23 protein-coding genes are annotated in these 24,511 nt (G+C 70.0%); 4 read left to right on the top strand and 19 right to left on the bottom strand.

The annotated features are described in order from the left end of the window. Nucleotides 1–4 precede the first annotated feature (4 nt). From M2283_RS07345 to M2283_RS07365, 5 genes are all read right to left on the bottom strand, one after another. Nucleotides 5–2,119, bottom strand: coding sequence for a bifunctional serine/threonine-protein kinase/ABC transporter substrate-binding protein (locus tag M2283_RS07345; protein ID WP_280875266.1), 2,115 nt, complete (start codon nt 2,117–2,119; stop codon nt 5–7). Between the two features lie 5 nt (nt 2,120–2,124). Beyond that, a complete protein-coding gene (locus tag M2283_RS07350; protein ID WP_280875267.1) occupies nt 2,125–4,299 on the bottom strand; it encodes a bifunctional serine/threonine-protein kinase/ABC transporter substrate-binding protein in 2,175 nt (724 codons plus the stop codon). Continuing rightward, complete coding sequence (locus tag M2283_RS07355; RefSeq protein WP_280875268.1) at nt 4,292–5,152, bottom strand: hypothetical protein; 861 nt, start codon at nt 5,150–5,152, stop codon at nt 4,292–4,294. The genes M2283_RS07350 and M2283_RS07355 overlap by 8 nt, the downstream gene beginning before the upstream one ends. A gap of 151 nt (nt 5,153–5,303) precedes the next feature. Beyond that, nucleotides 5,304–6,080: a polysaccharide lyase family 7 protein gene (locus M2283_RS07360; RefSeq protein WP_280875269.1), complete on the bottom strand. Its 777-nt coding sequence runs from the start codon at nt 6,078–6,080 to the stop codon at nt 5,304–5,306. 305 nt (nt 6,081–6,385) lie between these two features. Next, a complete protein-coding gene (locus M2283_RS07365; protein WP_280875270.1) occupies nt 6,386–7,180 on the bottom strand; it encodes an SAM-dependent methyltransferase in 795 nt (264 codons plus the stop codon). Nucleotides 7,181–7,291: 111 nt separating this feature from the next. On the opposite strand from M2283_RS07365, the gene M2283_RS07370 reads away from it, so the two are divergent. The 3 genes from M2283_RS07370 to M2283_RS07380 all read left to right on the top strand — a co-directional run bounded on the left by M2283_RS07370 (nt 7,292) and on the right by M2283_RS07380 (nt 10,401). Then, on the top strand, nt 7,292–7,528 hold the full coding sequence (locus M2283_RS07370) for a hypothetical protein (protein ID WP_280875271.1): 237 nt from the start codon (nt 7,292–7,294) through the stop codon (nt 7,526–7,528). A gap of 251 nt (nt 7,529–7,779) precedes the next feature. Beyond that, a complete protein-coding gene (locus M2283_RS07375; protein WP_432423039.1) occupies nt 7,780–9,765 on the top strand; it encodes a discoidin domain-containing protein in 1,986 nt (661 codons plus the stop codon). Between the two features lie 27 nt (nt 9,766–9,792). After that, the gene (locus M2283_RS07380) at nt 9,793–10,401 is read left to right on the top strand and encodes a TetR/AcrR family transcriptional regulator (protein WP_280875273.1); all 609 of its coding nucleotides are present in this window, start codon (nt 9,793–9,795) and stop codon (nt 10,399–10,401) included. Between the two features lie 26 nt (nt 10,402–10,427). Here the strand turns inward: M2283_RS07380 and M2283_RS07385 are convergent, their stop codons facing one another. Next, nucleotides 10,428–10,904 carry an RrF2 family transcriptional regulator gene (locus M2283_RS07385; protein WP_280875572.1) on the bottom strand — a complete coding sequence of 159 codons (477 nt, stop codon included), beginning with the start codon at nt 10,902–10,904 and terminating at the stop codon, nt 10,428–10,430. A gap of 155 nt (nt 10,905–11,059) precedes the next feature. Here M2283_RS07385 and M2283_RS07390 point away from each other — a divergent pair, with 155 nt between their 5' ends. Continuing rightward, nucleotides 11,060–11,794, top strand: a complete 735-nt coding sequence (locus M2283_RS07390) for an SDR family oxidoreductase (protein WP_280875274.1) — start codon at nt 11,060–11,062, stop codon at nt 11,792–11,794. A gap of 86 nt (nt 11,795–11,880) precedes the next feature. Here M2283_RS07390 and M2283_RS07395 read toward each other — a convergent pair whose 3' ends face one another. From M2283_RS07395 to M2283_RS07455, 13 genes are all read right to left on the bottom strand, one after another. Next, the gene (locus M2283_RS07395; RefSeq protein WP_348538896.1) at nt 11,881–13,950 is read right to left on the bottom strand and encodes a SpoIIE family protein phosphatase; all 2,070 of its coding nucleotides are present in this window, start codon (nt 13,948–13,950) and stop codon (nt 11,881–11,883) included. Continuing rightward, the gene (locus M2283_RS07400; protein WP_280875275.1) at nt 13,943–14,392 is read right to left on the bottom strand and encodes a hypothetical protein; all 450 of its coding nucleotides are present in this window, start codon (nt 14,390–14,392) and stop codon (nt 13,943–13,945) included. The genes M2283_RS07395 and M2283_RS07400 overlap by 8 nt, the downstream gene beginning before the upstream one ends. Nucleotides 14,393–14,637: 245 nt before the next feature. Continuing rightward, nucleotides 14,638–15,138: a flavin reductase family protein gene (locus M2283_RS07405; protein WP_280875276.1), complete on the bottom strand. Its 501-nt coding sequence runs from the start codon at nt 15,136–15,138 to the stop codon at nt 14,638–14,640. Further along, the gene (locus M2283_RS07410; protein WP_280875277.1) at nt 15,135–15,635 is read right to left on the bottom strand and encodes an NADPH-dependent FMN reductase; all 501 of its coding nucleotides are present in this window, start codon (nt 15,633–15,635) and stop codon (nt 15,135–15,137) included. Before M2283_RS07410 ends, M2283_RS07405 begins: the two co-directional genes overlap by 4 nt. Further along, nucleotides 15,635–17,041, bottom strand: a complete 1,407-nt coding sequence (locus tag M2283_RS07415) for an MFS transporter (protein ID WP_280875278.1) — start codon at nt 17,039–17,041, stop codon at nt 15,635–15,637. Before M2283_RS07415 ends, M2283_RS07410 begins: the two co-directional genes overlap by 1 nt. A gap of 1 nt (nt 17,042) precedes the next feature. Further along, a complete protein-coding gene (locus tag M2283_RS07420) occupies nt 17,043–18,377 on the bottom strand; it encodes an NtaA/DmoA family FMN-dependent monooxygenase (protein ID WP_280875279.1) in 1,335 nt (444 codons plus the stop codon). After that, a complete protein-coding gene (locus M2283_RS07425) occupies nt 18,374–19,033 on the bottom strand; it encodes a cysteine hydrolase family protein (RefSeq protein WP_280875280.1) in 660 nt (219 codons plus the stop codon). Before M2283_RS07425 ends, M2283_RS07420 begins: the two co-directional genes overlap by 4 nt. Further along, a complete protein-coding gene (locus M2283_RS07430) occupies nt 19,033–20,094 on the bottom strand; it encodes an LLM class flavin-dependent oxidoreductase (protein ID WP_280875281.1) in 1,062 nt (353 codons plus the stop codon). Before M2283_RS07430 ends, M2283_RS07425 begins: the two co-directional genes overlap by 1 nt. Nucleotides 20,095–20,159: 65 nt before the next feature. Next, the gene (locus M2283_RS07435; protein WP_280875282.1) at nt 20,160–21,275 is read right to left on the bottom strand and encodes an ABC transporter substrate-binding protein; all 1,116 of its coding nucleotides are present in this window, start codon (nt 21,273–21,275) and stop codon (nt 20,160–20,162) included. 155 nt (nt 21,276–21,430) lie between these two features. Further along, on the bottom strand, nt 21,431–22,147 hold the full coding sequence (locus tag M2283_RS07440) for an ABC transporter permease (RefSeq protein ID WP_280875283.1): 717 nt from the start codon (nt 22,145–22,147) through the stop codon (nt 21,431–21,433). 155 nt (nt 22,148–22,302) lie between these two features. After that, nucleotides 22,303–23,130: an ABC transporter ATP-binding protein gene (locus tag M2283_RS07445; RefSeq protein WP_280875284.1), complete on the bottom strand. Its 828-nt coding sequence runs from the start codon at nt 23,128–23,130 to the stop codon at nt 22,303–22,305. 150 nt (nt 23,131–23,280) lie between these two features. Then, a complete protein-coding gene (locus tag M2283_RS07450) occupies nt 23,281–23,727 on the bottom strand; it encodes a hypothetical protein (protein ID WP_280875285.1) in 447 nt (148 codons plus the stop codon). 86 nt (nt 23,728–23,813) lie between these two features. Continuing rightward, nucleotides 23,814–24,422, bottom strand: a complete 609-nt coding sequence (locus M2283_RS07455; RefSeq protein WP_280875286.1) for a TetR/AcrR family transcriptional regulator — start codon at nt 24,420–24,422, stop codon at nt 23,814–23,816. Nucleotides 24,423–24,511 lie beyond the last annotated feature (89 nt).

The raw sequence follows: 24,511 nt of genomic DNA on the forward strand, positions 1-24,511 counted from the left end.
GGTGTCACACGCCCTTGCGGATGTCGTCGTGGCGTGCGGCGAACCGCAGTCTGCCGTCCGCGACTTGGTACAGGAACCAGCCGCCGTCCTTGTCGGTCTGCAGATACTGGGACTGGCTCTCGTAGCTGAACCGGCGGGTGATGCCCTGCCAGGGCGCGCGCAGGAGTTCGGCGCGCAGCGATTCGCGCCCGGTGCCTTCCTGGGCGGCGAGGCCATGGGCGGCGTAGCGGACGGCGTCGTACGCCTCGGCGGCCCATGGCGGTGGTGCGGTGCGGTGGCGCGCGCGGTAGGCGGTGGCGAAGGACCGGGTGCGGGGGTCCGTGGCCGCGGCGCAGTAGCCCGTGCTGATCCACCAGCCGTCGCCCGCTTTGAGGAAGGGCGTGGACAGGATGTGCTCGTCGGCTCCCCGTACGCCTCGGTACCCCGCGTCGTTCAGAGCCCGGGCACAGGCGGCGGCGCGGGCCGGGGTGGCGCCGGCGAAGATCATGGCGTCGTACGAGTGGGAGGCGACGTTCTGGGCGACGGCGGTGAAGTCGTCGGCGGCGGCCACGTCCAACTGGTCCACCGTGCCGTCGAGTTTGCCGTACACGGTGACCATGCGGACGATGGGGAGGGTCTCCTCGTCGTCGGTGAGGTCGTGGACGACGACGCTGCGGGTGGGCTTGATGACCCGGTTGAGATAGCGCAGCACGGAGCCGGGACCGGAGGTGCGGGTGGAGCGCAGGACAAGGGCGCTGGTCGCGTTGACGGCGGTGAGGTCTTCGGTGTCGGCGCGGGTCACCAGCAGGGTCAGCCCGGCCTCGGTGCACACCGGTACCGCGGCGGGCACGGCCGCGTTGCCGCCCGCGCCGATCACCGCGTGCACGTCGGTGTCGGCGACGAACCTGGCGGCGCCGGCGGCGGAACCGGCCGCCGTACCTCCGTCGTCGACGGCACGCAGCGCCAGGTCGAAGGCCCGGTCGGCGCGCGCGTTGTGCTGGGCCACCGCGAGCTGTGCCCCGAGTTGCTGAGACCGGACCTCGGCGGTCGACAGATCGCCCAGCAGGCCGATCACGCGGCGCGGAAGGGTGGGCTTCCCGGCGCCGGGCGGCGTACCGGACCGCCCCCAGCGCCACCAGGCCGTGCCGCCGCCGATCGCACTGACGCCGACCGCGGCCGACGCGACGAGCAGCCGCCGGCGGGACGGCGAGGGCGGGGCGTCCGTGGGAGGGGAGTCGGCGAAGGACAGGGCCGTGGGCTCGGGTACCGGCAGGTCGAGGACGGTCGCGGCGCGGTCCGCGACCAGTGCGGGCAGTCCCTCCGGCAGCCATGAGTGCGTGCTGAACTCGCCGAAGGACGCCCGCAGTTGGGCCACGGTAGGCCGCGCGGACGACTCCTTCGCGAGACAGGCCCGCAGCGTCACGTCGAGTTCGTGGGGTAGTCCGGTCAGGTCCGGCTCTTCGTTCACGGTCCGGTACAGCACGGTCGCGGCGCCCCCGGTGCCGAACGGGGGCCGCCCGGTGGCGGTGTGGGCCAGTACGCAGCCCAGGGAGAAGACGTCACTGGGTGCTCCGACCGGCGTACCGCGTGCCTGTTCGGGGGAGAGGTAGCCGGGGGAGCCGATGACCGAGCCGTCCGTGGTGAGGGCCGTCGCGCCCACGGCCCGGGCGATGCCGAAGTCGATCAGGCGGGGCCCGTCGGCGGCGAGCAGCACGTTCGCCGGCTTCACGTCACGGTGGACGAGCCCGGCCCGGTGTACGTCGTCCAGCGCGGCGGCGAGTGCGGCGCCGAGCGCGCGGACCTGGGCCGACGGCCATGGCCCGCGGAGCCCGAGAGCCTCGGAGAGGGGCAGGCCCGGCACGTAGGCGGTGGCCAGCCAGGGCGAGCGGGCGTCCGCGTCGGCCGTGAGGACGGGCACGGTCCACCGGCTCGACAGCCGGGACGCCAGCTCCGTCTCACGGCGGAACCGCGCCAGGAAGCCGGGGTCCTCGGCGTACTCCTCGCGGATCACCTTCAGCGCGACCCAGGCACCGTGCGGCGAGCGCGCCAGATAGACCACGCCCATACCGCCGGCCCCGAGCCGCCCCACGAGCCGGTGCCCGCCGACGGAGGCCGGGTCGGAGGGCAGGAGCCGCTCCAAAACCCCTACTCCGTCTCCTGCTTCGGCATGACCGGACCCACCTGCTGGAATCGCCCGTCATGGACCTGGTGGACGTAGGTCTCCGCTCCCATGTTCTGGCTGGTGGTCGCGAACTGGTTGTAGTCGCTGAAGGAGTACGTGTGCGAGATGCCGTGGTACGTGGCTTTGTGCAGCCGCGTGGCGAGCGAGACCCGGTTGGGACGCCCGCCCCCGGAGGGCACGGTACGAGCGAACTCCCGCAGCACCATGCGGACGCTGTCGTAGGCTTCCGTGCCGTACGGATCCGGGGCGTCGCCGAAGCGCTTGCGCCAGGCGGCGGTGAAGCGTTCGGCCTCCTTGGTCTTGAGCGCAGTGGGGTCGACGACGGACGTCACGAGGAGCCAGCCCTCGCTCGCCGCCCCCGCCAGCTTCGGGAAGTCGGTCCCGTACAGGAGGTGCGACATCCACCGTGAACCCGTGAAGCCGGTCGCGGACACCTGCCGTGCCGCACGGACCGTCGCGTCCAGCGGTCCGAGGTACGCGAAGTCGTCGACGCCCTGCGAGAGTACGTAACTCACCGCGCCCGGTGCGTCGTCGGTGTCCTCGGCGACGATGCGCGGCACCACCTGACCTTTGAGGGCGCTCCGCCACTGGACGACGAGGATGCTGCCCTGGTCGTGCATGACGGACCCGCCGGACCTGTCGATGACGACGCCGAGCCGGCGGCCCGTCTTCCCGGCGAAGAGCGCCTGCAGCGCGATCCCGGTGCCCTGCGCCGGCTCGGCCGCACCGGTCTGGAAGGTGACGGTCGGGGACCAGATGTAGTAGTCGTTCTGCCCGGTCGCGCTGGAGACGTTGGTCAGCTTCGCCGCCGCGTAGACGCGCGAGGCGGAGCGCATCGTCAGCTCGGTGACCGGTCCCAGCACCGCCACCACGTCCTTGTCTGCGGCGAGTTGGTGGGCGACCTCGGTGGCCCGGTCGAGCTCGCCGCGGTCGTCGAGCACCCGCACCCGCAGGTCGAAGGCGCGGCCGGCGGTGGCGTTGTGCTCGGCGACGGCGAGCCGCGCGGCCCGCTCGCAGGCCCGGCTCACCGCGGTCCTGTCGCCGGTGCGGCTGACCTGTACTCCGAGCACGTACGAGGGCCGGGTGGCCGCCTTGTTCTGCTTGCCGTCGTCGTCCCTCCCCGACGCCCACACCGCCGCCCCGGTGCCGCCGCCCGCCAGCAGCAGCGCGCCCCCGACCACCAGCAGGCGCCGGCGGGACGTGTGCGATGGCTGTGGCTGTTCGGGGTCGTCCACCACCGTGGGCTCGATGTCCGGCAGGGCGAGGCTCTCCGCCGAGCGGGTCGCGACGGTACGGGCGACCGGGTCGGGCAGCCAGGCGGAAGGGGACTCGGGGACGTCCGCGGCGAGCCGCAGCCGTAACTCCTCGGGGCTCGGCCGGAGTTCGGGCTCACTGGCCAGGCAGGCGTCCAGTGTTTCGCGCAACTCACCGGTGACGCCGCCGAGATCGGGGTCGTCGTGGACGGTGCGGTACAGCAGCGCGTCCGGGGTGCCCGTGCCGAACGGGGGGCGCCCGGTGGCGGCGTAGGCCAGTACGCAGCCCAGCGCGAAGACGTCGCTCGCGGGCGAGGCGTCCTCGCCGCGCGCCTGTTCGGGCGCGAGGAAGCCCGGGGTGCCGACCACCATGCCCGAGGCGGTCAGGGCCGTGTCGTCGGCGGCCCGCGCGATGCCGAAGTCGATAAGGCGGGGGCCGTTCACGGCCAGCAGGACGTTGCCCGGCTTCACATCGCGGTGCACCAGGCCCGCCGCGTGCACGGCGGCCAGCGCCTCACCGAGGAGCGAACCCAGCACGCGTACGGCGGACTCGGGCAGCGGTCCGTGCTCGCCGACCGCTTCCGCGAGCGAGGGTCCGGCCACGAAACCGGTCGCCAGCCATGGATCGTGGGCGGTGGCGTCCGCGCCGAGCACCGGAACCACCCAGGGGCTGTCGACGCGGCCCGCGAGCTCCGCCTCCCGCGCGAACCGGGCGCGGAAGCCGTCGTCGGCCGCGCTCTCCGCGCGGATCACCTTCACGGCGGCCAACGCACCCGCCTCGGAACGGCCCAGGTAGACCATCCCCATGCCGCCGGCACCGAGTCGGCGCAGCAACCTGAAACCCCCGACCGAGGACGGGTCGGACGGACGCAGCGCCTCACTCATCGCCCGATCCCTTCGCCTCGCCGGACGCGTCGGCGTCGGTCCCGTCCTCGCTCTTGCCGATACGGTCAACGTCGGCCGTCACGAAGTCGACGCCCCCCAACGCCGCCTCGGTCACCGTCGTCTGTTCCGTCTCCTTCGCGCCGGCGGGATGCCGCACGGTCGCGGCCACCGTCACCGGGCCGAGCCGGTGCTTGTACCAGTCGAAGCGCCGTGCCTTCCCGGCGCCGTCCACGACGTACTGGCCGTACTCGGAGAGGTCGTCGTCCGAGGTGCCCGTCCGCTGCTCGCCGAACGGGTCACCCCGTGAGGTCATGTCCTGCACCACGTCCGTCGCGTTCAGCCGCTGCTGCGGGCAGCGCAACGGCTCCTCCAGGGACATCGCCATGTCCCGGCGGGCTTCGCGCGTGGAGGTGTGCACGGTCACGGTGAGGGACACGTACACCGCGCCCTCGCCGCCCGTGCCCGGTCGTATGAAGGACCGCGTGAGGCTCGCGAGGACGGTGTTCGGGATCGCCTCGCGCCGCCACAGACAGTCGTCGCCCAGCACCGCCCAGGTGAAGGGGCCGGCCTCGTACGGGTCACGTTTGCGGTATCCGGAACCGAAGTAGTCCGGCCGCACGGTCAGTCCACGGACGAAGGCCGTCGCCTCGGTGCGGGTCTTCGGCGCGTCGGCCTCGGCGAGCGTGTACGGCTCGTTGAGCGTCGTCGCCGACGGCGAAGGGCTCGCACTGCTCCCCCCGGCCGCGCTCGTATCGCTCTCTCGCGTCGCGTCCTCGTCCGCCTGTCCGTTCGTGCATCCGGCCAACAGCAGAGTCACCGCTGCCGCGGACAGGACGGGTCCACGTCCTCTCACGCTTACCCCCAGCGCATTCGGCCAACGGTCCCTCCCCTCGGGACCGATGGCCGACCGTAGCGCCATGGGAGGTCAACTGGGCCTGCCGGGAGATGAGTTGGGGTAAACGGTAACCCCTTGGCCATCGCTTGGTGACACTTCGTCGGAAGTGTCAGCTGTGGGCGACCGTCAGCCCGTAGAAGGCGACGCGCGCGCCCTTGGTGGTGCTGTCGGAGGACGACTGGTTGTAGGAACCGGCCTTGAAGTACTGCTTGTAGGGGAAGAAGGACGACGGGATCGAGTAGTGCGTGGTGGAGCCGTTGACCGTGAGGTCGACGGTGTTCCCGCCGGAGACGGCGATGGAGTACGTCCAGGTCTTGCCGATGGCGACATGGCCGACGGTGTGCGCGGTCTGGCCGCCGGAGGGGGAGTTCTCCGTGCCGAGGACGATGTCGCCGTTGGAGTGGTAGTACAGCTCCACGAGGGGCTTGGTGGAGGTGCCGCCGGTGCCGAGGTGGATCTGGCCGACGCACACGTTGGACGTCACCGACACGACGCGCAGCGTGGCGCTCAGCTTGTGGCTTCCGCTCAGCGACCAGTTGGCGGCGCTGCCGCTGCGGTTCATCTCCCGCAGTTCGGAGCGCGCGTAGTTGGAGTTGGGGGTCGTGACGCCCTTCTCGGGCGCCCAGAAGGTCATCGCTCCGTCACGCGTGTCGGTGTAGAAGTACGAGTCCTGGAACCCGCTCGCGCCCTGGAGGCGGGCCGAGGAGATGGTGGTCGGCGAGCCCGGGGAGCCGACGGGCTCCTGGAGCTGCCATATCCCGAGGTCGAAGTTGCCGCCGGGGGCTTTGGTGGGGTCGGCGGCGCCGGCCGTGCCGGTGCTCAGGACGACGAGGGTGCCGATGACGGCCGTGAGGGTCATGCCGGCCCGGACTTTGGGACGGATCATGGGCGTGCCTTTCGACGAGGTGGGGGAAGAAGGCGAGCCGAGCGGCGCTTGTTCACGTAGCTGAACACAAAGTTCATTCGTGAACAACGCATGCAGGAGAAGTTAAAGGTCTGAACCATACGCGTCAAGGGGTGAAACGGAGTTGGCGTCTCAGCTCCGATACGCGACGCGGCCGCCCGGCAACGAGCCGCTGATCACACGGCAGCGAGCCGCCGATCACCCGGCGCTTTCGCGCTCGTTCGGGTGGTCGGCGGCTCGCTCTTCGCCGTCGTGTGTCCTTGTGCTCGGTGTCGGCTGGGTCGCCGTCAGCCGATGACGCGGGCCACTCCCGCGTAGATCCCGCTGCCTTCCGGCTCCGACGTCGAGGAGGCCGACGGGTCCCACTCCGTCGCCGTCACCAGCCCCGGAGGGACGAGGGCGAGGCCGTCGAAGAAGCGCTCCACCTCCGGCCGGGTGCGGAAGCCGAGCTTGATGCCGCCCTTGGCGTACTCGGCGGTGACCTGCGCGGCGAGTTCCGGATACAGGTCGGACGCGGCGTGCGACAGCACCAGATAGCTGCCGACAGGCAGCGTGGCGACCAGGTTGCGGACCAGGCCGTGGGCGTCCTGCTCGTCGGGGACGAAGTGCATCAGCGCAATCAGCGACAGGGCGATGGGGCGGTCGAAGTCCAGTATGCGCCGGGCGTGTTCGACGATCAGCTCCGGCCGGCGCACATCGGCCTCGATGTAGTCGGTTTCCCCCTCGGTACGGCTGACCAGCAGGGCCTCGGCGTGCCGCAGGACGATCGGGTCGTTGTCGGCGTAGACGACCTTCGCCGTCGGCACGATGTCCTGGACGACCTGGTGGAGATTGGGCTCGGTGGGGATCCCCGTGCCGATGTCCAGGAACTGGTCGACGTCCTGCGCGGCCAGCCAGGCCGCCGCCCGGTGCATGAACTGCCGGTTCTGTCGGGCCGCGTCCTTCGCCTCGGGCGGCAGCTTCTCGCCCACGGCCTCGTCCACCGGGTAGTTGTCCTTGCCGCCCAGCAACCAGTCGTAGACCCGCGCGGGATGCGCCTTGCTGGTGTCGATCGACGGGGGCGGCTGGGGGTCGGTCGTCATGGCAACTCCATCGCGCCGGGGGGCGGGGCAGGTTCGATGACGATCACTTTACTGCTCGACTCCACGGGGCAATTCCTGGGGGAGAATCTGTCTGTGCGAGGGGGTGAGGGGATGTCGGACTCCGACAAGATGCTCGTGTTCGCGGTCGTTCTCCTGGCCATCGGCTGGATCGTCCTCATCGTCGTGGAGCTCGTGCTCCTCGGCATCCTCCGTGGTGTGCGCGCAGTGGTCCGTGCGCTCACCGGCCGGGCTCGCCCGGCGCTGGAACCTGCCGAGCCCGAGCCCGAGCCCGAGCCCGAGCCCGAGGACGCGGTTCCGCCGGGTTACGACCTCGACGGCAGCGGCTGAGCGTCACAGTCGCAATCTTCCAACTGCCGCAAGGCATCACACAGTTATCAGGTCAAGCGTCCCGGACTCTTGACTCGGAAGGCGCCCGCCCCGATCCTCAAGCCATATCTTGCGCAGGTCATGACAACCTCATGGGTTGGTCAACCTCGCCATCCCACCGACCGAGGGACGTGGCCGTGACGCTGATCGCCCGTTCGCACCGCAGACGCAAGCACGTCACCGTGGTGTCGCTGCTGCTCCTCTTCCTGGCCATGGCCCTTGGCCCCACGCCGAGTTCGGCGGCCGGCAACGACTGGTGGATCCCGACCTCACCGCCCACCCCGGACGCCCAGATCAACGTCACCGGCGAACCCTTCACCGGCACCAACTCGGCAGGTGACGTACAGGGGTTCGTCGACGCGCACAACCACCTGTTCGGCAACGAGGCCTTCGGCGGGCGGCTGATCTGCGGCAAGGTGTTCTCCGAGGCCGGAGTCGCCGACGCGCTCAAGGACTGCCCCGAGCACTACCCCGACGGCACGCTCGCGATCTTCGACTACATCACCCACGGCGGCGACGGCAAGCACGACCCGGTCGGCTGGCCCACGTTCAAGGACTGGCCGGCGTACGACTCGATGACCCATCAGGCCAACTACTACGCCTGGGTCGAGCGGGCCTGGCGCGGCGGGCAGCGGGTGCTGGTAAACGACCTCGTCACCAACGGCATGATCTGCTCGGTCTACCCCTTCAAGGACCGCAGTTGCGACGAGATGACGTCGATCCGGCTGCAGGCGAAGCTGACTTACCAGCTGCAGGCCTACATCGACGCGCAGTACGGCGGCACCGGCAAGGGCTGGTTCCGGATCGTCACCGACAGCGCGCAGGCCCGACAGGTCATCGAGCAGGGCAAGTTGGCGGTGATCCTGGGCGTCGAGACCTCCGAGCCGTTCGGCTGCAAGCAGATCCTCGACATCGGGCAGTGCAGCAAGGCCGACATCGACAAGGGACTGGACGAGCTGTACGCGCTCGGTGTGCGCTCGATGTTCCTGTGCCACAAGTTCGACAACGCGCTGTGCGGCGTCCGCTTCGACGAGGGCGGCCTCGGAACGGCCATCAACGTCGGGCAGTTCCTGTCGACCGGCACCTTCTGGCAGACGGAGACGTGCAAGGGCCCGCAGCACGACAACCCCATCGGCACCGCCGCCTCCGCGGCGGAGGACGACCTGCCGGCCGGCGTGGCCGTCCCCTCGTACGCCGACGACGCCCAGTGCAACACCAGAGGGCTCACCAGCCTCGGCGAGTACGCCGTGCAGGGCATGATGAAACGCAAGATGATGCTGGAGATCGACCACATGAGCGTCAAGGCCGTCGGCCAGGCGCTGGACATCTTCGAGGCCGCCTCCTACCCCGGCGTCATCTCCTCGCACAGCTGGATGGACCTGAACTGGACCGAGCGCGTCTACTCGCTCGGCGGGTTCGTCGCCCAGTACATGCACGGCTCGGAAGGGTTCGCCGCGGAGGCGGCGCGGACGGACGCGCTGCGCGACAAGTACGACGTGGGCTACGGCTTCGGCACCGACTTCAACGGCATCGGCGACCACCCCGCCCCGCGCGGCGCCGACGCCACGAACAAGGTGACGTACCCCTTCAGAAGCGTCGACGGCGGCTCCGTCATCGACAAGCAGACCACCGGCTCACGCACCTTCGACCTCAACACCGACGGCGCGGCCCATGTCGGCCTGATCCCCGACTGGATCGAGGATATCCGACTCGTCGGCGGCCAGGACGTGGTGAACGACCTGTTCCGCGGCGCCGAGACCTACCTCGGCACCTGGGGTGCGACCGAACAGCACCAGGCTTCGGTCAATCTGGCCAACGGCGCCTCGGCCACGGCCAGTTCGTCCGAGTCCAACCCCTTCACCAGCTACCAGCCGGGCCGGGCCGTCGACGGTGACGACGACTCGCGCTGGGCCAGCGACTGGAGCGACGACCAGTCGTGGCAGGTCGACCTGGGCTCCACCCACCTGGTCAGCCGGGTCACGCTGGACTGGGAACGCGCGTACGGGAAGTCGTACCGCATCGAACTCTCCACCGATGGCACCACCTGGCAGACCGCCTGGTCCACCACCTCGGGAGACGGCGGCCTGGACACCGCCCGCTTCACCGGCACCCCGGCCCGCTACGTGCGGGTCCACGGCCTCGACCGCGGCACCGACTGGGGATACTCGCTCTACGAAGTGGGCGTCCACAGCGCCTGAGCCACGTCACCCCAACCGAGGACACACATGGCACGCATGCCGTCGGCCGAGCGACGCAGACAGCTGACGGAAGCGGCGATCAGGGCGATGGCTCGGGACGGCGTCGGAAAGACGACGACCCGGTCCATCGCCGCCGAGGCGGGCGTGTCCCTGAGCGTCTTCCACTACTGCTTCGACTCCAAGCAGGCCCTGATCGAGTCCGTCATCACCACCCTCACCGACGACTCGGTGAGGGTGGTGAAGCAGGCCCTGCGCCCCAGGGCCACGCTCGTGGAAACCGTCCGCGCCGGCTTCCAGGCGTACTGGGACCACGTCCGCGCCCACCCCGACGAGCACATGCTCACCTACGAACTCACCCAATACGCCCTGCGCGAGCCGGGGTTCGAGCATCTGGCCCGCCGGCAGTACGAGCTGTACGGCGCCGCCTACGCCGAACTCATCGACCAGCTGCGCAGCGGCATGGACCTCCAACTGGCGGTCCCCGTCTCCGTGTTGGCCCGCTATCTGGCCGCGATGACCGACGGCCTGACCCTCAACTACCTTGTCCTCGGCGACGAATCGGCCTGGGCCGACATCCTGGACACGGTCACCGCGCACATCGCGGGCCTGGTACACGACGAGGCCGGCCGCACCTGAGCAGTGTGCGTGTGCTCGACCGACGGTCAGGCGCCCGTCGTGCGCAGCCAGGCGCCGATGCCGTTCAGGGCGCCCGCGCCGTAGTCGGACTCCACGTCGTTCGCCAGGTCGGCGATGGTGATCGTCCTGAGGGCCTCGCGGCGCGCGGCCTCGGCGGTGGCCATGGCGCGTGAGATCGCGCAGGGCGTGGTGCAGGCCTCGGCCGGGGTGGCCATCGGGCCGCGCTGGCGGATCTCCGTACAGACGAAGGCGGCGCTCGGACCGTCCACGGCGTCGACCACCTCGAGGACGGTGATCAGTTCCGGGGAGCGGGTGAGTGCGTAGCCCCCCGACTTGCCCTGGGTCGAGTGGACGAGTCCGGCCCGGGAGAGGGCCTGGAGCTGCTTGGCGAGGTAGGTGGGGGAGACGTCGTGCAGCTCGGCCAGGCGGGCGGCGGGCACGGGCTCGCGCACCGATGTCAGCACGACACAGCAGTGCAGCGCCCACTCGACCCCACCCGACATTTTCACGCTGATCACCTTACCCAGGTGCTTGACTCGGACACTTACTGTCCGAGTATAGTTCCGGATAGGAAATGTCCGAGTATTGCGGCTGCAAGGTGATCCGAGCCGACCTACGGTCTGGACATGGTGGTGCACAAGTGACGAAAGGAACGGTCATGAAGATCGCGGTTGTCGGTGGTACGGGCCTGATTGGCTCACAGGTGGTCAGCCGGCTGAACGAGCAGGGCCATGAGGCGACGCCGCACGCCCTGTCGACGGGTGTGGACGTCATCACGGGCGCGGGGCTCGACGAAGCGCTCGCCGGCGCGGAGGTGGTCGTCAACCTCACGAACTCGCCGACCTTCGACGAGGCCTCCCCGGCGTTCTTCCAGACGTCGATGGACAACCTGCTGGAGGCGAGCCGCAAGGCAGGCGTCGGACATGCGGTGATCCTGTCCATCGTGGGCGTCGACGAGGTGCCCGAGCTGGACTACTACCGGGCGAAGGTCCTCCAGGAGGACCTGCTCAGGGCCGGCCGCGTGCCGTACTCCATCGTGCGGGCCACCCAGTTCATGGAGTTCATGGGCGCGGTCATGTCCTGGACCTCGGACGACGACACCGTCCGGCTGCCCAGCACCCCCATCCAGCCCATCGCCGCCGCCGACGTCGCGGCCACGGTCGCCGACGTCGCCGCGGGCGCGCCCGTGGGCGGCGTCGTGAACGTCGGTGGCCCCGATGTCTTCACCCTGGACGAGGTGGGCCGCATCGCTCTTGCGGCCAAGGGGGACAACCGCAAGGTCGTCGTCGACGAGACCGCCGGCATGTTCGGCGCCGTCAAGGGCGACGTCCTGACCGCGCCGAGCGACGCCCGCATCGCCCCCACCCACTACCGGGACTGGCTGGCGTCCTGAGCGGATGATCGGACGGGACGGGGTGCCCGCTTCGCTCCGGCTGGAAGAGCGTCCGGGCAGGCGCACACCGACGACAGCTGATCACCTCAGCTGTCGTCGCCCGTTGCCCCTCCTGACGGGACGGCGGACGCGGGCTGGATGCGCGGGAACTCGAACCAGACGATCTTGCCGGTGTTCAGGCGGGTCGCGCCCCATCGCCTGGCGAGCCGGTTCACCAGATACAGACCGCGTCCGTTCTCGTCGGTGGTCCCGGCCTGCCTGAGCCTCGGCAGCTGCGGCACGTCGTCGCCGACCTCGCAGCGCAGCACGTCGGTGCGCAGCAGCCGCAGGGTGATGGGGCGGGTGGTGTACCGGACGGCGTTCGTGACGACCTCGCTGACCAGCAGTTCGACGGAGTCGCTGAGCTCCTCCATGCCCCAACGGGCGAGGGTGCGGCGGGTGAGCCGTCGGGCGCGGGCCGGAGCCGTGTCCTCGGGTTCGAGGAGCCAGTAGGCCACGTCGTTGGCGGCGATGCCGTCGAAGCGGGCGGCGAGCATCGCGATGTCGTCGTCCCGGTCGCCGGCACCGGGCATGGTGAGCGCCTCGTCGCACAGGGCTTCGAGGGACGGCGGATTGCCCGGGCCGGTCGCCTGCGCGGCCGCGGTCAGTTTCTCCCGCAGTTGCTCGATGCCGGTGACCACGTCCCGCAGCCGGGACTCGACAAGGCCGTCGGTGTAGAAGAGCAGGGTCGCTCCGGCGGGCGCCTCAATTTCTACGGTCTCGAAGTCGACGCCGCCGACGCCGATCGGGGCGCCCGGCGGGACCTGCAGTACCTCGGTGTGGCCGTCGGGGTGGAGCAGCAGGGGCGGCGGGTGGCCCGCGTTGGCGATGGTGAGGCGGTGCGAGATGGGGTCGTAGACCGCGTAGAGGCAGGTGGCCATGCGGTCGGTGCCCATTCGTTGGGTCTGTTCGTTGAGGTGATGCAGGATCTCCTGCGGGGGCAGGTCGAGGCCGGCCAAGGTCTGGACGGTGGTGCGCAGTTGGCCCATCACCGCGGCCGAGGTCATGGAGTGGCCCATGACGTCACCGATCACCAGGGCGATGCGGCTGCCGGGCAGCGGGATGGCGTCGTACCAGTCGCCGCCGACCCGTGCGGTCTCGGCCGCGGGGAGATAGCGGAAGGCGAGGCGGACACCGGCGCTGGTCGGCAGGGTCTGCGGCAGCATCGTGCGCTGCAACTCGTCGGCGATGAACGCCTCGCGACCGTAGAGCACGGCCTTGTCGATGGCGAGCGCGGTGTGGGTGGCGAGCTGGGCGGCGACCAGGAGGTCCTCGTGTTCGTACGAGGGCTGGTCGGCGCGGCGCACGAAGAGCGCGGCGCCGGTCACCCGGCGTCGGCCGCGCAGCGGCGCCAGGATCGCGCGCTGCCCGGCGGGTACGGGGAACTCGTCGCCCTCGCCGAGGAGTTCGGGCAGGGCGGCGTGGGCCGCGGGTGTGTCGGTGAACACGGGGCGCACCGCGCGCAGCACCTCGGCGAGCGGACCGCCGGGCGCCACCGGGCCGCGGTGGGTACCGCGCAGCAGGGGAGCGGAGGGCGCCGGCACGGACACGGAGGTGGGCACCACCGCCTCGACCTTCTCCTGGGTGGCGCTCTCGGCGCGGTGCAGCCGTAGCACCAGGTTGTCGGGCGGGCGTTCGTCGCCGACGGGCATCGGGTCGCGCAGGTAGACCAGGACCGAGTCGCAGAAGGCCGGCACGGTGGCCCGGACCAGCCCCGTCACGATCTCCTCCAGATCCAGGCCGCGGGCGATCCGCCTGGTCGCCGAGCCCACGAAGCGCAGCCGCTCGTCGATACGACGGGGAGCCGCGGAGTCCGACTGGCGGGGCAGGGGCTGCTGGAGAGGTGCCATGGACGCATCGACGCCGGCCAGCGGAGCGAGTACATCCGCGACCGCGCCCTCGGGGGTGAGGGCGACCTGGGCGAGGGCCGCCTCGTCCGGGGTCAACGGCTCTGCGCGTGCGGGCGAGGTATCCATCGGCAGGCGCGGATCCGGGTCGGGATCCGACGAGAAGGTCGCGGGCATCGGGTCCGGGTCGGGAACCGACGTGTATGTGGCGGGTTCCTCGTGCCGTGCCGTGCCGTGGACGGCACGCACCTCGGCAGGCGTATCAGCCACGATCCCCTCCCTCCTCGTCCTCCACGACTCCGAGCTGACATAACTCGCGGCGCGGCGGCTCCACCCTGTGTCCGGCCTCCGCCGGACGAGTCTGCACGCTCGACGGCGTCATGCCCATCTCCCGTCGGTGCGAGACGTCCTTGATCCGGATCGTGATCAACACGTCCGGCACCGGCGCCACCCCATCGTGTCGGCCCAGGCCGAACGGTACCCCGGGGGTGTGGAGGCGCGGCGGCTCGGGGACCCCGGTGGTGCGTGGGGGCCGGCTCCAGCGTTCCACCGGCGGCTTCCCGCCATCGCTCGTGCGCCGGTGGTACGGGGTGCGGGCCTGCGGCGCCGCGTCCTCCGTGGCCGCGCGTCGCCTCGCGGGCACCGGGAGGGCCTTGGCCTCGGGTACGCGATACCAGCTCGGGTACAGGGAATCGACGACGTCGACACTCACTCCGGCCCGTCCCCTTCCCGCCCGCTCGAACACACCGTCCTGGTGAGCCCGCGCCTCCTCTGCCACCGGCACGCTACCCCCGCGCCGCCCCATTCCGGCCAGCACAGCCGACATTGTCTTGCGCCGGGCGCGCTCGCGCAGACAGAAAGCGAAAGCCGGCACCACCCGCTCGCCGAATGGCTCAGGATCCAGGACGAGTTCGACTGCGCCCTCGGGATCCTGTCCGACCCGGGGTGTTCACCGTCTCACCCGGCCAGCAGCTTCAGCCTCCGCCGGTGCCACACCACCGGATTGCGCTCGTCGTCGGTCATCATGGCCAGGACGCGCAACACGATGATGTCGTGATCGCCCGCCGGATAGGTGTGCTCGATCGCGCACTCCAGCAGGATCGGCGCGCCCTCCAGGAAGATGGCGCCGGATGCGGCCTCCGTCGTGCCGAGGCCGACGAAGCGGCCCTCCTTGCTGCGGGAGGCGAGCTGTCGGGCCTTGTCGCTGTGTTCCTCGCCGAGGACGGAGACTCCGATCGCCTCGGCGCCGGACAGCTCCGGCCAGGTCGTCGAGCTGCGCTGGATGGCGAACGAGACCATGGGCGGCCGGTGGGAGACGCCGACGGCGAAGGACGAGACGATCATGACGGTCGGTTGGTCGTGAACGCGGGCCGCCAGGGCGGCGACTCCCGCCGGAAAACCGGAGAACGCGCTGGTGACCTCGTCGGGATCGGAAGTGAATCCCTCCAGCGGAGTCATCGCGTCCCCCTCGTCCGCGCGATGTCGAGCACCGTCCGGCCCCACCGCTCCAGCCAGCGGGCCAGCGAGTCGTCCGTCGTGTACGTGGAGTCGAGCTGGTAGAGGCCCTGTGCGGGGCAGATCGCACCGAGTTCGACGAGCACCGGTTTGAGGGTGAGCTCGGGGGCGAGCGCGTGCGCGGGCCCCGCACCGAGCATGAGGGGCAGCGCCACCTGTCCGGCGAGTCCCGTCGCCGTGGGGAACTGGTCGAGGAAGACCTTGAGCAGACCGGTGTAGGTGCCCTTGTACGTGGGTGAGGCCGCGATCACGACGTCCGCGGACCGCACCCGCTCGACGGCCGCGGCGACGCCCGGATCGCCCCAGCCGAGCAGGCCGGCCCCGAGCGAGCCGACTTCGAGGACCTCGCAGTCCAGTCCGAGGGCCTCGGCGAGGCGTTCGGCGGCATCGCGGGTGCGCGAGGCGGCCTTCGGATTTCCGACGACGGCGACAGCCTTCATCAGGCGACTCCTGTGGGTAGCCGGGGGCCGGCGGCGGCTGCCGCGCGGGAGGTGGCCCCGGGGTGGTCGACTCGGAGGAGCAGGGAGGCGAGGAAGCAGACCAGCCCGACGGCGGCCAGTCCGCCGAGGGCTGCGGTATAGCCGAATCCGCTCAGCAGCACGGCACAGACCGCACTGCCCAGCACCGCGCCGAGTTGCTTCACGGCATTGAAGGTTCCCGACGCCGCCCCGACCAGGTCCGGCGCGACCGAGGTCACCGCCGCGATCGACAGGGGCGACCAGACGAACGAGTTGGCCACTCCGTACACGGCGAAGGCGGCGGTCAGCGCGGCGATCGGCGCGTCCGTGGCGACGAGCACCGCCGACGCCCCGATGGACAGCACGAGTGCGGACGACCCGACGACGGCGACGGCACGCGCACCGGCTCCGTTGTTCAGCCGGGCCGAGACCGGGGCGCCGAGCACGCACACCACACCCATCGGTACGAGGGTGAGCGCCGCTGCGCCGGGAGCGAGTCCGCGTTCCCGCTGGAGGTAGAGCATCAGCGGGATCATCGCCGAGCCGGAGCAGAAGGCCGCGGCGGCTCCGCCCCAGGCCGCGGTGACGAACCCGCGGCTGCGCAGCAGGTCGATCGGCACGAGCGCCCGCGTCCCGTGGCCGCGCTGCCACCGCACGACGGCGGCGACGAGCAGCGCGCCGCCGACGGCCAGCAGCCAGCGGGGGACGCCCCACACGTCGGCGCTCGTGGCGTCCGTGCCCTGCACGCCGAGGACGAGCGCGCCGAGGCCGGTCGCGTTCGCGCAGATCGCCCAGATCGGGATGGCCGCCCGTTGGCGGGGGAGGACGGGTACGAAGACGGCCACGGCGATCATCACGGCGACACCGACCGGGACGTTGACCCAGAACACCGCGGGCCAGCCGCCGATGCCGACGAGCAGCCCGCCGAGCAGTGGTCCGGCGGCCACCGCGGCGCCGCCGGCCGCACCCCAGACGCCGAGCGCGACGGCGAGCCGCGGTGGCCGGAACAGGGCCTTGATGATGGTCAGGCACTGCGGTGTCATCAGCGCGGCACCGAGGCCCTGCGCCAGGCGCCAGCCGATGAGCGCCTCGACGGTGGTGGCCAGTGCGCACAGCAGCGACCCGAGCGTGAAGGTCGCGAGCCCGATCAGGTGGACGCGTCGGTGACCGTAGCGGTCCCCGAGCCGGCCCGCGATGATCAGGGGGACGGCGTAGGCGATGAGGTAACCGCTGTTGACCCAGAGGGCGAGGGTCTCGCTGGTGTGCAGGCCGGTGACCAGCGCGGGCAGGGCGACCGAGGTGACGGTGCTGTCCAGCAGCAGCATGAAGAACCCCGCGCACAGGCTGGTGAGGGCGAGCCAGTGGCGGCGCTCGCTTCCCGCGCTCATCTCACCTCACCAGGTTCTCGCGCAGCGTGGCACCGGGGTAGAGAGGCGCGAGCGCGCCGCGCCGGCGCAGCTCGGGCAGCAGCAGTTCGCTGATCTCGGCGAGGCCGGAGGGCATGGCCGACGGGCAGGAGAACATGTACCCGCCGAGCGATCCGGTCGCGGCGAAGTTCTCCTCCAACGCGTCGGCGACGGAGGAGGCGTCACCGACCAGACTGTGGTCGAGGCCCGTCGCACGACTGCGGCCGTGCGCGAAGAACTCGTCCCGGCTCATGGTGTGATCGTCCCCGAACTCCGCGATCAGCGAACCGACGAGACCCGCGGGGCTCGCGTTGGCCGCCACCAACTCGTCCCGCAACTCGGCCAGTCGGAACGAACTCGGCAGCGTCGACAGGTCGTATCCCATGTTGTGCGACAGATAGGTGGCGACGGCCTCCTCGTGCCAGAACTCGTGCACCGCGTCACGGCGCGCCCGCGCCTCGGCCGCCGTACGGCCGACGACGACCTGGGTAGCCCACAGGATGCCCACACGCGCCGGATCGCGTCCCTCCGCCAGCAGCGCCTCGTCGAGCAGCTTGCGGTGGCGCTGCTGGGAGGTGAGATTGCCCCCGAAGCCGAAGATGAGATCGGCGAACCGGGCCGAAGCGGCAATGCCGCGCGGCGAGTTGCCCGCCTGGACGATGAGCGGATGGTGCTGCGGACTGGGCACCGAGGCGAGCGGGCCCCGCACGGTGAAGAAGCGCCCCTCGTGATCGATCGGGTGCACCTTCGCGGGATCGGCGAAGCGGCCCGTGGCCCGATCGCGCACGATGGCGTCGGGCGCCACGGAGTCCCACAGCGCACGGCACACCGCGATGAACTCCTCCATCCGCTCGTAGCGCAGGTCATGGTCCATCAGCTCACCGAAACCGTAGTTCGCCGCGTCCGCGCCACGCGTCGAGGCGACCACGTTGAAGGCGATGCGCCCGCCCGACACATGGTCGAGCGAGTTCAACATTCGGGCGACGTAGAACGGGTGCATGAAGGTCGAGGAGTACGTCAGCCCGAAGCCGATCCGCTCGGTCACGGTGGACATCGCGGCGATGACGGGCGCCATGTCGTGCCGCGGCCACTGGATGCCCCACTCCACGGCCGGTTCGATACTGCCGCGCCAGGTACTGGGTATCCCGCTGCCGTCGCCGAAGAACAGCAGGTCGACACCGGCGCGTTCGGCCGTGCGGGCCAGCTCCATGTACATGCGTACGTCCGGGAAATCCAGTCCGACCCATGACCCCGGCCGGGCCCACGCACCCTCGGTGTGGGTGAAGGAGAGGTCGTAGCCGATGTGCATGCCGGTCATCGCGCGGCCTTCTTCCACAGTTCGACGACCTCGTCGGCGTCGCTGAGCACGGCCACGTTGAGTCCCAGCTGGAACAGCGCGGCGGCGTTGACGTGGTGGTCGTAGGCGGCCGTCGTGTCCTGCGGTACGACGACGGGCCAGTCCAGTTGGGCCGCGTCCTGCGCGGTCGCGTACACGCAGCACTCGCTCGTCAGGCCCACGACGGTGAGCCAGTCGAAGCCGGCCGCGCGCAGCTGCGCGTCGAGATCGGTGCCGAGGAAGCCGCTGTACCCGCGCTTGACGACACGCAACTCGCCCTTGATGGGCTGCATTTGGTACCACTCGGCGCCGGGCGTCCCGATGCGGCACGGCTCGTCCGGGCTCATGGGCGCGTCGAAGTCACCCTCGCGCAGCCAGTTGCTGGACCGCCACGGCCGCGCCGGATCGCTGCCCAACTCGACCCAGACGACCGGCACTTCAGCCGTCCGTGCGGCATCGACGAGGTCGCCGATACGGGTGACCGTGCGATCGAGATTCGCCAGCGTGGCATCGGTGAGACCGTACGCTCCCAACCGCTCCGGATCGGCGAAGTCCCGCTGTACGTCGACCACGACGAGCGCCGGCCTGCTCCCGGGCCGCGCGAGCCGGGCGAGTTGTCTGTCCCGCAGATCGGACATCAGGCCGCCACCTCGTCGCGGGCCCGCAGTGCGGGCAGCACGGTGTCGCCGAACAGCAGCATGTCCTCGTCGTACTCCGGGAAGATCAGCATGAGTCCGTCCAGGTCGGCCTCCCGCACGATGTACTCGATGTGCTCGGTGACCGTACGGGCCGAACCCGCCACGTACGGCGTCTGGAAGGCCGCCTCCCCGTCGGCGCCGTCGGCCCACGCGCGGGCCTGGTCCTCGGGCACGCCCCAGGTGTGCCGCATATGGGCGAGCGCCTCGCGGTCGACGCCCACGCCCCACTCCTTCACCTTCTTGACGGCCAGCTCGTCGGTGTCGTCCTGGACGACGGTGAGCATCGAATACGTCTTGCACACACGCCCGTTGGCCCTGGCGCGCGCATGGACGTCCGCGGACAGCGACCGCATGTCGTCGAGGCTGTCGGCGGCGAGGAAGGCGCCGTCGGCGTACCGGGCCTGGAACCGGCGCGCGTCCTCGGACCGCCCCGCGCTGATGACGGTCGGCCGGGTCGCCGGATGCGGACGGGACTCGCAGTCGACGAGGTCGAAGTACGGGGTGCGCAGCGTGACCGAGTCCTCGGTCCACAGCCGCGTGACCGCCTCCGTCCACAGCTCCGTCATCCGATAGCGGTCCTCGTGGCTCAACTCCGGGTCCCAGTCCCCGAATTGCTCGAATTCACCCGCGTAAGAGCCGTTCACGATGTTCATCCCGGCACGACCGCCGGAAATGTCCTGGAGGGTGGTGAGCATCTTCGCCGCGACGGCGGGATTGTGGATGTTGGCGTGCAGGGTCGCCCAGATCTTGACCCGACTGGTCGCCTCGGCGAGCGCCGACATCATCGTCATCGACTCCAGCGAGCGGCCCCAGTGGTCCGTACTCCCGCCGAAACCACGCCACTTGGCCATCGACATCACGAAGTCGAGCCCGATGCTCTCCGCGTGCAGGGCGGCACGCTTGTTGTACGCGTAGGTCGCCTCGGGATGCGGCGCGGTGGTGGACAGCATCCAGCCGCCGTTCCCGATGGGAAGGAAGATTCCGTACTCTTTCGCGGGCACGTTGGGGCCTTTCCACGGCTCTTTCAGGGTCTTTTCCACGGCTCTACGGCCATGGCTCTACGGCTCTACGGCGCGGGCCAGACGAGCTTGTCGTCGGCGTAGATGTCCTTGACGAAGGAGGTGTCGAACCACCCCTTGGCCTTGGCGCCGGTCACGCTGCTCGGCACGATCTTGAACTGATGCAGCATGTCGACGAGTTGGGCCACGTTGTCGGTGTCGATGCCGCCCAGCGGCTGTCCGGGCGTCGGGTTGTCCTTGACGACCTGCGTCTCGGTCTTCCAGATGGTCGCGTTGAGCTTCTTGTCGTAGGTCGGGCCGGACAACTTGGCCGCGTAGCCGACGCATTCACTGATGTGCGCCTCGTCGGCGGAGCAGTACTCGTACGCGTGCAGGGCGGCCCGCAACACGTCCTCGACGGCGTGCGGATGCGCCTTGGCGAACGCCGGGTTCACCGCCATCGCGCCGATCGAGCTCGGGATGTCGTAGTCCACCGGCTTCCACACGGTGACGTCCTTGCCGGCCGCCTTGAGCTGGTTGGGCTCGTTGGAGATGAACCCGGTGAGCGCTTCGAGACCGCCCTGCTTGCGGGGCAGTACGGAGGGGTCGTAGCCCTCCTTGACCAGCTTGAGCGAGTCCCACTTGACCCCGGCCTTGACCATCATCGCCTCGACGGTGGCGGGCACGTAGCCCTTGTGCCCGACGACCTTGCCGTCGAGCTGGGTCAGGTCGGTGATGTCCTTGTTGGTCATCAGGATGTCGAGCCCGGCGTTCGAGTAGGACGAGATGCCCTTGATGTCGATCCCGTTGGCCTGCGCCTGGATCAGGTCCTGCTCGGAGATGGCGGACACGGTCGCCTGCCCGCTGGCCAGCAACTTGGTGTTCTGCGCGGTGTCCCCGGTACCGGGCTTGAGGTCGACGGTGAGGCAGAGGTCCTTGAAATAGCCGAGCTTGGCAGCGGCGACATATTCGAGAATCGAGGCGGACGACTGGAACTGGTACCCGGACAGATACGTGATCTTCCCTGCGGCCTTGTTCTCGGCGCAGCGCTTGGCGGAAATGGCGGAACCGGCCGAGCCGGCGGAGGCGCTGTCGTCGGAACCGGAGGACGAGCCACATCCGGCGGCTCCGAGCGCCAATACTGCGGCGACGACGGCTGATCTGGTGAGGCGATGGTGGCGCATGGGTGACTCCAAACTGGCGTTGATGCCGGGGAGTTGTGGGATGTGAGATGTGGGACCGGTGAATGCCGGTGCGGTTCGCGCCCCGAAAGGGGCTCGGGGAACTGCGCGACCAGCCCCCACCGGGCCCGCAGATTGACAACGGCCTGCCGGCGCAGCTATTGGGTGCTGTCGTGCCAATGCAATACGCGGCGCTCGATGACGGTCACGACGAGCAGAAGCAACACGCCCATCAGCGCGAGGACGAAGATCGAGGCGTAGACAACCGGCAGTTGATTCATCGACGAGGCCACGCTGATGGCGGTACCAAGACCGCTCGTAGACCCAGAGGCGGACATCTCCGCCACCACCGCACCGATGATCGACAGTGGAAAGACGATCCGCAGCGCGGCGAAGAGAAACGGCAGCGCGTTCGGCACGCGCACGTGCCACAACAACTCGACGCGACTGGCATCCATCGTCCGATAGACCTGCAACACCTGCTGCGGCACGGACCGCAGCCCCGTCGCGGTATTGATGAGGATCGGGAAGAAACAGATCAGCCCGGTGATGATCAGTTTGGGCATGGGCCCGAAGCCGAACGCCACGACCAGAGCCGGTGCGATCGCCACCAGCGGGGTGACGTTGAGGACGACCGCGATCGGCATCACCGCGCGCCGCACGAGCGGCAGTTCACTGGTCAGCACCGCAAGGACGAACGCGGCGACGAACCCTATCCCCAGTCCTGCCGTCGCCTCACCGAGAGTGACGAGCGCGTTGTGGACGTAGTAGTCGAGGTCGTCGGAGAGCGAGCTGCCGACGTCGGACAGCGGCGGCAGCAGATACGGCAGCTTCTCGGCGCCCCACCGCCAGAGCCCGGCGAGGATCGCCAGCATCACGACGAGGGGCAGCCATACGGCCGGACGGATCCACGCGACGCGGGACCTGGGGTGCTTGAGGCTGAAGCGGGACGGTTCGGCGGGCGGCGGTGTCTCGACCGCCGGGGCGGTGGTGCGTTCGTCGGCTACGGTCATGTCCCTCACGCCCCCACTCACGCGGCTTCGCTGTGCCAGGCGCGCCGCAGCCGCTCTCTCACCAGGTCCTCGTACTCGTGGAACCGCCGTTCCCCGAAGAGCCGTTCACCGCGCGGCCGGGGCAGGTCGACGTCGATGCTCTCGACGATGCGGCCGGGGTTCGGCGCCATCACGACGACGGTGTCGGAGAGCCGTACGGCCTCGGACACGGAGTGGGTGACGAACAGGACCGTCGTCCGCAACTCCTCCCACAGGTCGAGGAGTTGGTCTTGAAGGCTCTCGCGGGTGAACTCGTCGAGCGCCGAGAAGGGTTCGTCCATGACGAGCACGTCGGGTTGCAGGCCGAACGCCCTTACGATCGCGGCGCGTTGGCGCATGCCGCCGGACAGCTGGGCCGGGAGCTTGTGCAGGGCGTCACCGAGACCGGCCTTGACGAGAAGTTCCTTCATGTCGGGAACGGCCGCCGTCCGGCGCTCGGCGAAGTCCGCGATGCGTTCACGCCGCTTCCCGGCGCCCCGGTTGATCTTCTGCGGCAGCGTGACGTTCCGCAGGACGGACAGCCACGGCAGCAACGCGGGGCTCTGCGGCACGAGTCCGATCATCTTGGCCGCGCACGCCTCCGCCGGTGACACACCGTGCACCGACACCTCACCGCGGTCCGGCTGTTCAAGCCCGGAGACGAGACGCAACAGCGTCGACTTACCGCAGCCGCTGGGGCCGATGAGGCTGACGAAACGGCCGGACGGCACCGTCAGATGAACGTTGTCGAGGGCCGTGGTCGAGGCCGACCCGAAACCGTAGACCCGTCGCACCGACCGCAGTTCGAGTGCTGGCGTACCAGTCACCTTCACGCTCCCATCCATGTCGCGGGCACAAGTGCCCGATCCTGGAAGTCGGAGAGCGTGCGTAGCGAGTGCGACTGACTGCCACGCGGAAATCCGCTTAGGTGCCCCCGACCGTAGGAAGATTGTGTTTCGGGATACCGCAGTTGACTGTTACGGGCGTTTTACGTCTGGCTTCGAAGGAGGCCGCAGCGGGGCGACCGAGGTGCCGTCGAACACGTAGATCTCGATCCCGAGGTCCGCCGCGGCCCGCGCCACCCAGCCGCCGAGCGCTTGCACGATCAAGTCGGTGACCAGGAGCACCGTGCGCTCGGCGCTCGGTACGGAGTCCCGCAGCCAGAGCAGCTTGAACATGTCCGCCATGACCTTGTTGCGATAGGCGGGTTTGTACGCGCCCTGGTTGCAGACCAGTTGGACGAGTACGCGGCCCGTCGCATCGATCCCCTCCACCTCGACGCGGCTGCCGTCGGGGAGCATGAGCGGTTTCGGACGCAGCACGAAACCGAGCCCGTCGCCGAGGGCGAGCAGCATGCGGCGCTCGATGGACCCCTCGGTGAACCGGCTCCACTCGGTGGGGGAGTCGAGTACTTTCAGGCGCACGCCCCGGAGTCTAGGAATGGGCCGTTTCCTGGGTGTTTCGTGGTGCCGGTGTGTTTGTGGGTGAGCTTTCATCGGGCGGTTCGCGGTCAGTTGGGCTGCTCGGGCCGGAGCAGGCCGTGTGCCAGCAGCCGCGTCATCGCCTCGACCGCCGCGTCGCCCTCCTCCTCGCTCTCGGCGGGCGCCGCGAGTTGGCAGAAGCGCTCGATCATGGCCACCACCGCGAGTGCGGTCAGCCGCGTGTCCCGATCCGGGGCGGCGAGATCGCGTGCCTCGGCCACGTGCGCGGTCCAGATGTCGACGTGCCGCGCCCGCATCCCCTCCCAGTGCGCGGCGAACTCCGCGCTGACCAGCGACGCCTCGTAGATGCCGGTCATCTCCGCCCGGTGGGCGCAGTAGGTGTCCCAGTAGGCGCGCACGTGCCCGCGAACGTCCTCGACCCCGTCGAGCGCGTGCGGCCCTCCGGCCTGCTCGGTCACTCGCTCGCGCAGGGCGACGGCGAAGTCGTCGACGACCGAGCGCAGCAGGTCGTCCTTGTCGGTGAAGTACCGGTAGAAGACCCCGGCCGACTTTCCCGCCTCCGCGGTGATGTCGGCGATCTTCGTCGACAGATAGCCCTGGCGCGCTATCACCCGCAGGGCGGCGGCCTTGAGCTCGGCCGCGGAGCGCTCGCCCTTGGACGTCACGGGTGCGGGCATCGGCCCTCCGACATTCTGGAGAACGGCTATAAATGTGAATTCAGGTTCATTTATAGCGCCATCGAGGCCCGTCGTCTCGGCGCCCGCCT

Source organism: Streptomyces pseudovenezuelae, from assembly GCF_029892565.1.
In the GTDB taxonomy this organism is placed as follows: domain Bacteria; phylum Actinomycetota; class Actinomycetes; order Streptomycetales; family Streptomycetaceae; genus Streptomyces; species Streptomyces pseudovenezuelae_A.

Bases quoted from the DNA above. Each gene is read 5' to 3' on its own strand.
- M2283_RS07455 (WP_280875286.1), bottom strand. From the start codon at position 24,422: ATGCCCGCACCCGTGACGTCCAAGGGCGAGCGCTCCGCGGCCGAGCTC.
- M2283_RS07365 (WP_280875270.1), bottom strand. From the start codon at position 7,180: ATGACGACCGACCCCCAGCCGCCCCCGTCGATCGACACCAGCAAGGCG.
- M2283_RS07415 (WP_280875278.1), bottom strand. From the start codon at position 17,041: ATGAGCGCGGGAAGCGAGCGCCGCCACTGGCTCGCCCTCACCAGCCTG.
- M2283_RS07350 (WP_280875267.1), bottom strand. From the start codon at position 4,299: ATGAGTGAGGCGCTGCGTCCGTCCGACCCGTCCTCGGTCGGGGGTTTC.
- M2283_RS07370 (WP_280875271.1), top strand. From the start codon at position 7,292: ATGTCGGACTCCGACAAGATGCTCGTGTTCGCGGTCGTTCTCCTGGCC.
- M2283_RS07385 (WP_280875572.1), bottom strand. From the start codon at position 10,904: ATGTCGGGTGGGGTCGAGTGGGCGCTGCACTGCTGTGTCGTGCTGACA.
- M2283_RS07380 (WP_280875273.1), top strand. From the start codon at position 9,793: ATGGCACGCATGCCGTCGGCCGAGCGACGCAGACAGCTGACGGAAGCG.
- M2283_RS07360 (WP_280875269.1), bottom strand. From the start codon at position 6,080: ATGATCCGTCCCAAAGTCCGGGCCGGCATGACCCTCACGGCCGTCATC.
- M2283_RS07420 (WP_280875279.1), bottom strand. From the start codon at position 18,377: ATGACCGGCATGCACATCGGCTACGACCTCTCCTTCACCCACACCGAG.
- M2283_RS07375 (WP_432423039.1), top strand. From the start codon at position 7,780: ATGGCCCTTGGCCCCACGCCGAGTTCGGCGGCCGGCAACGACTGGTGG.
- M2283_RS07425 (WP_280875280.1), bottom strand. From the start codon at position 19,033: ATGTCCGATCTGCGGGACAGACAACTCGCCCGGCTCGCGCGGCCCGGG.
- M2283_RS07405 (WP_280875276.1), bottom strand. From the start codon at position 15,138: ATGACTCCGCTGGAGGGATTCACTTCCGATCCCGACGAGGTCACCAGC.
- M2283_RS07390 (WP_280875274.1), top strand. From the start codon at position 11,060: ATGAAGATCGCGGTTGTCGGTGGTACGGGCCTGATTGGCTCACAGGTG.
- M2283_RS07440 (WP_280875283.1), bottom strand. From the start codon at position 22,147: ATGCTGGCGATCCTCGCCGGGCTCTGGCGGTGGGGCGCCGAGAAGCTG.
- M2283_RS07410 (WP_280875277.1), bottom strand. From the start codon at position 15,635: ATGAAGGCTGTCGCCGTCGTCGGAAATCCGAAGGCCGCCTCGCGCACC.
- M2283_RS07435 (WP_280875282.1), bottom strand. From the start codon at position 21,275: ATGCGCCACCATCGCCTCACCAGATCAGCCGTCGTCGCCGCAGTATTG.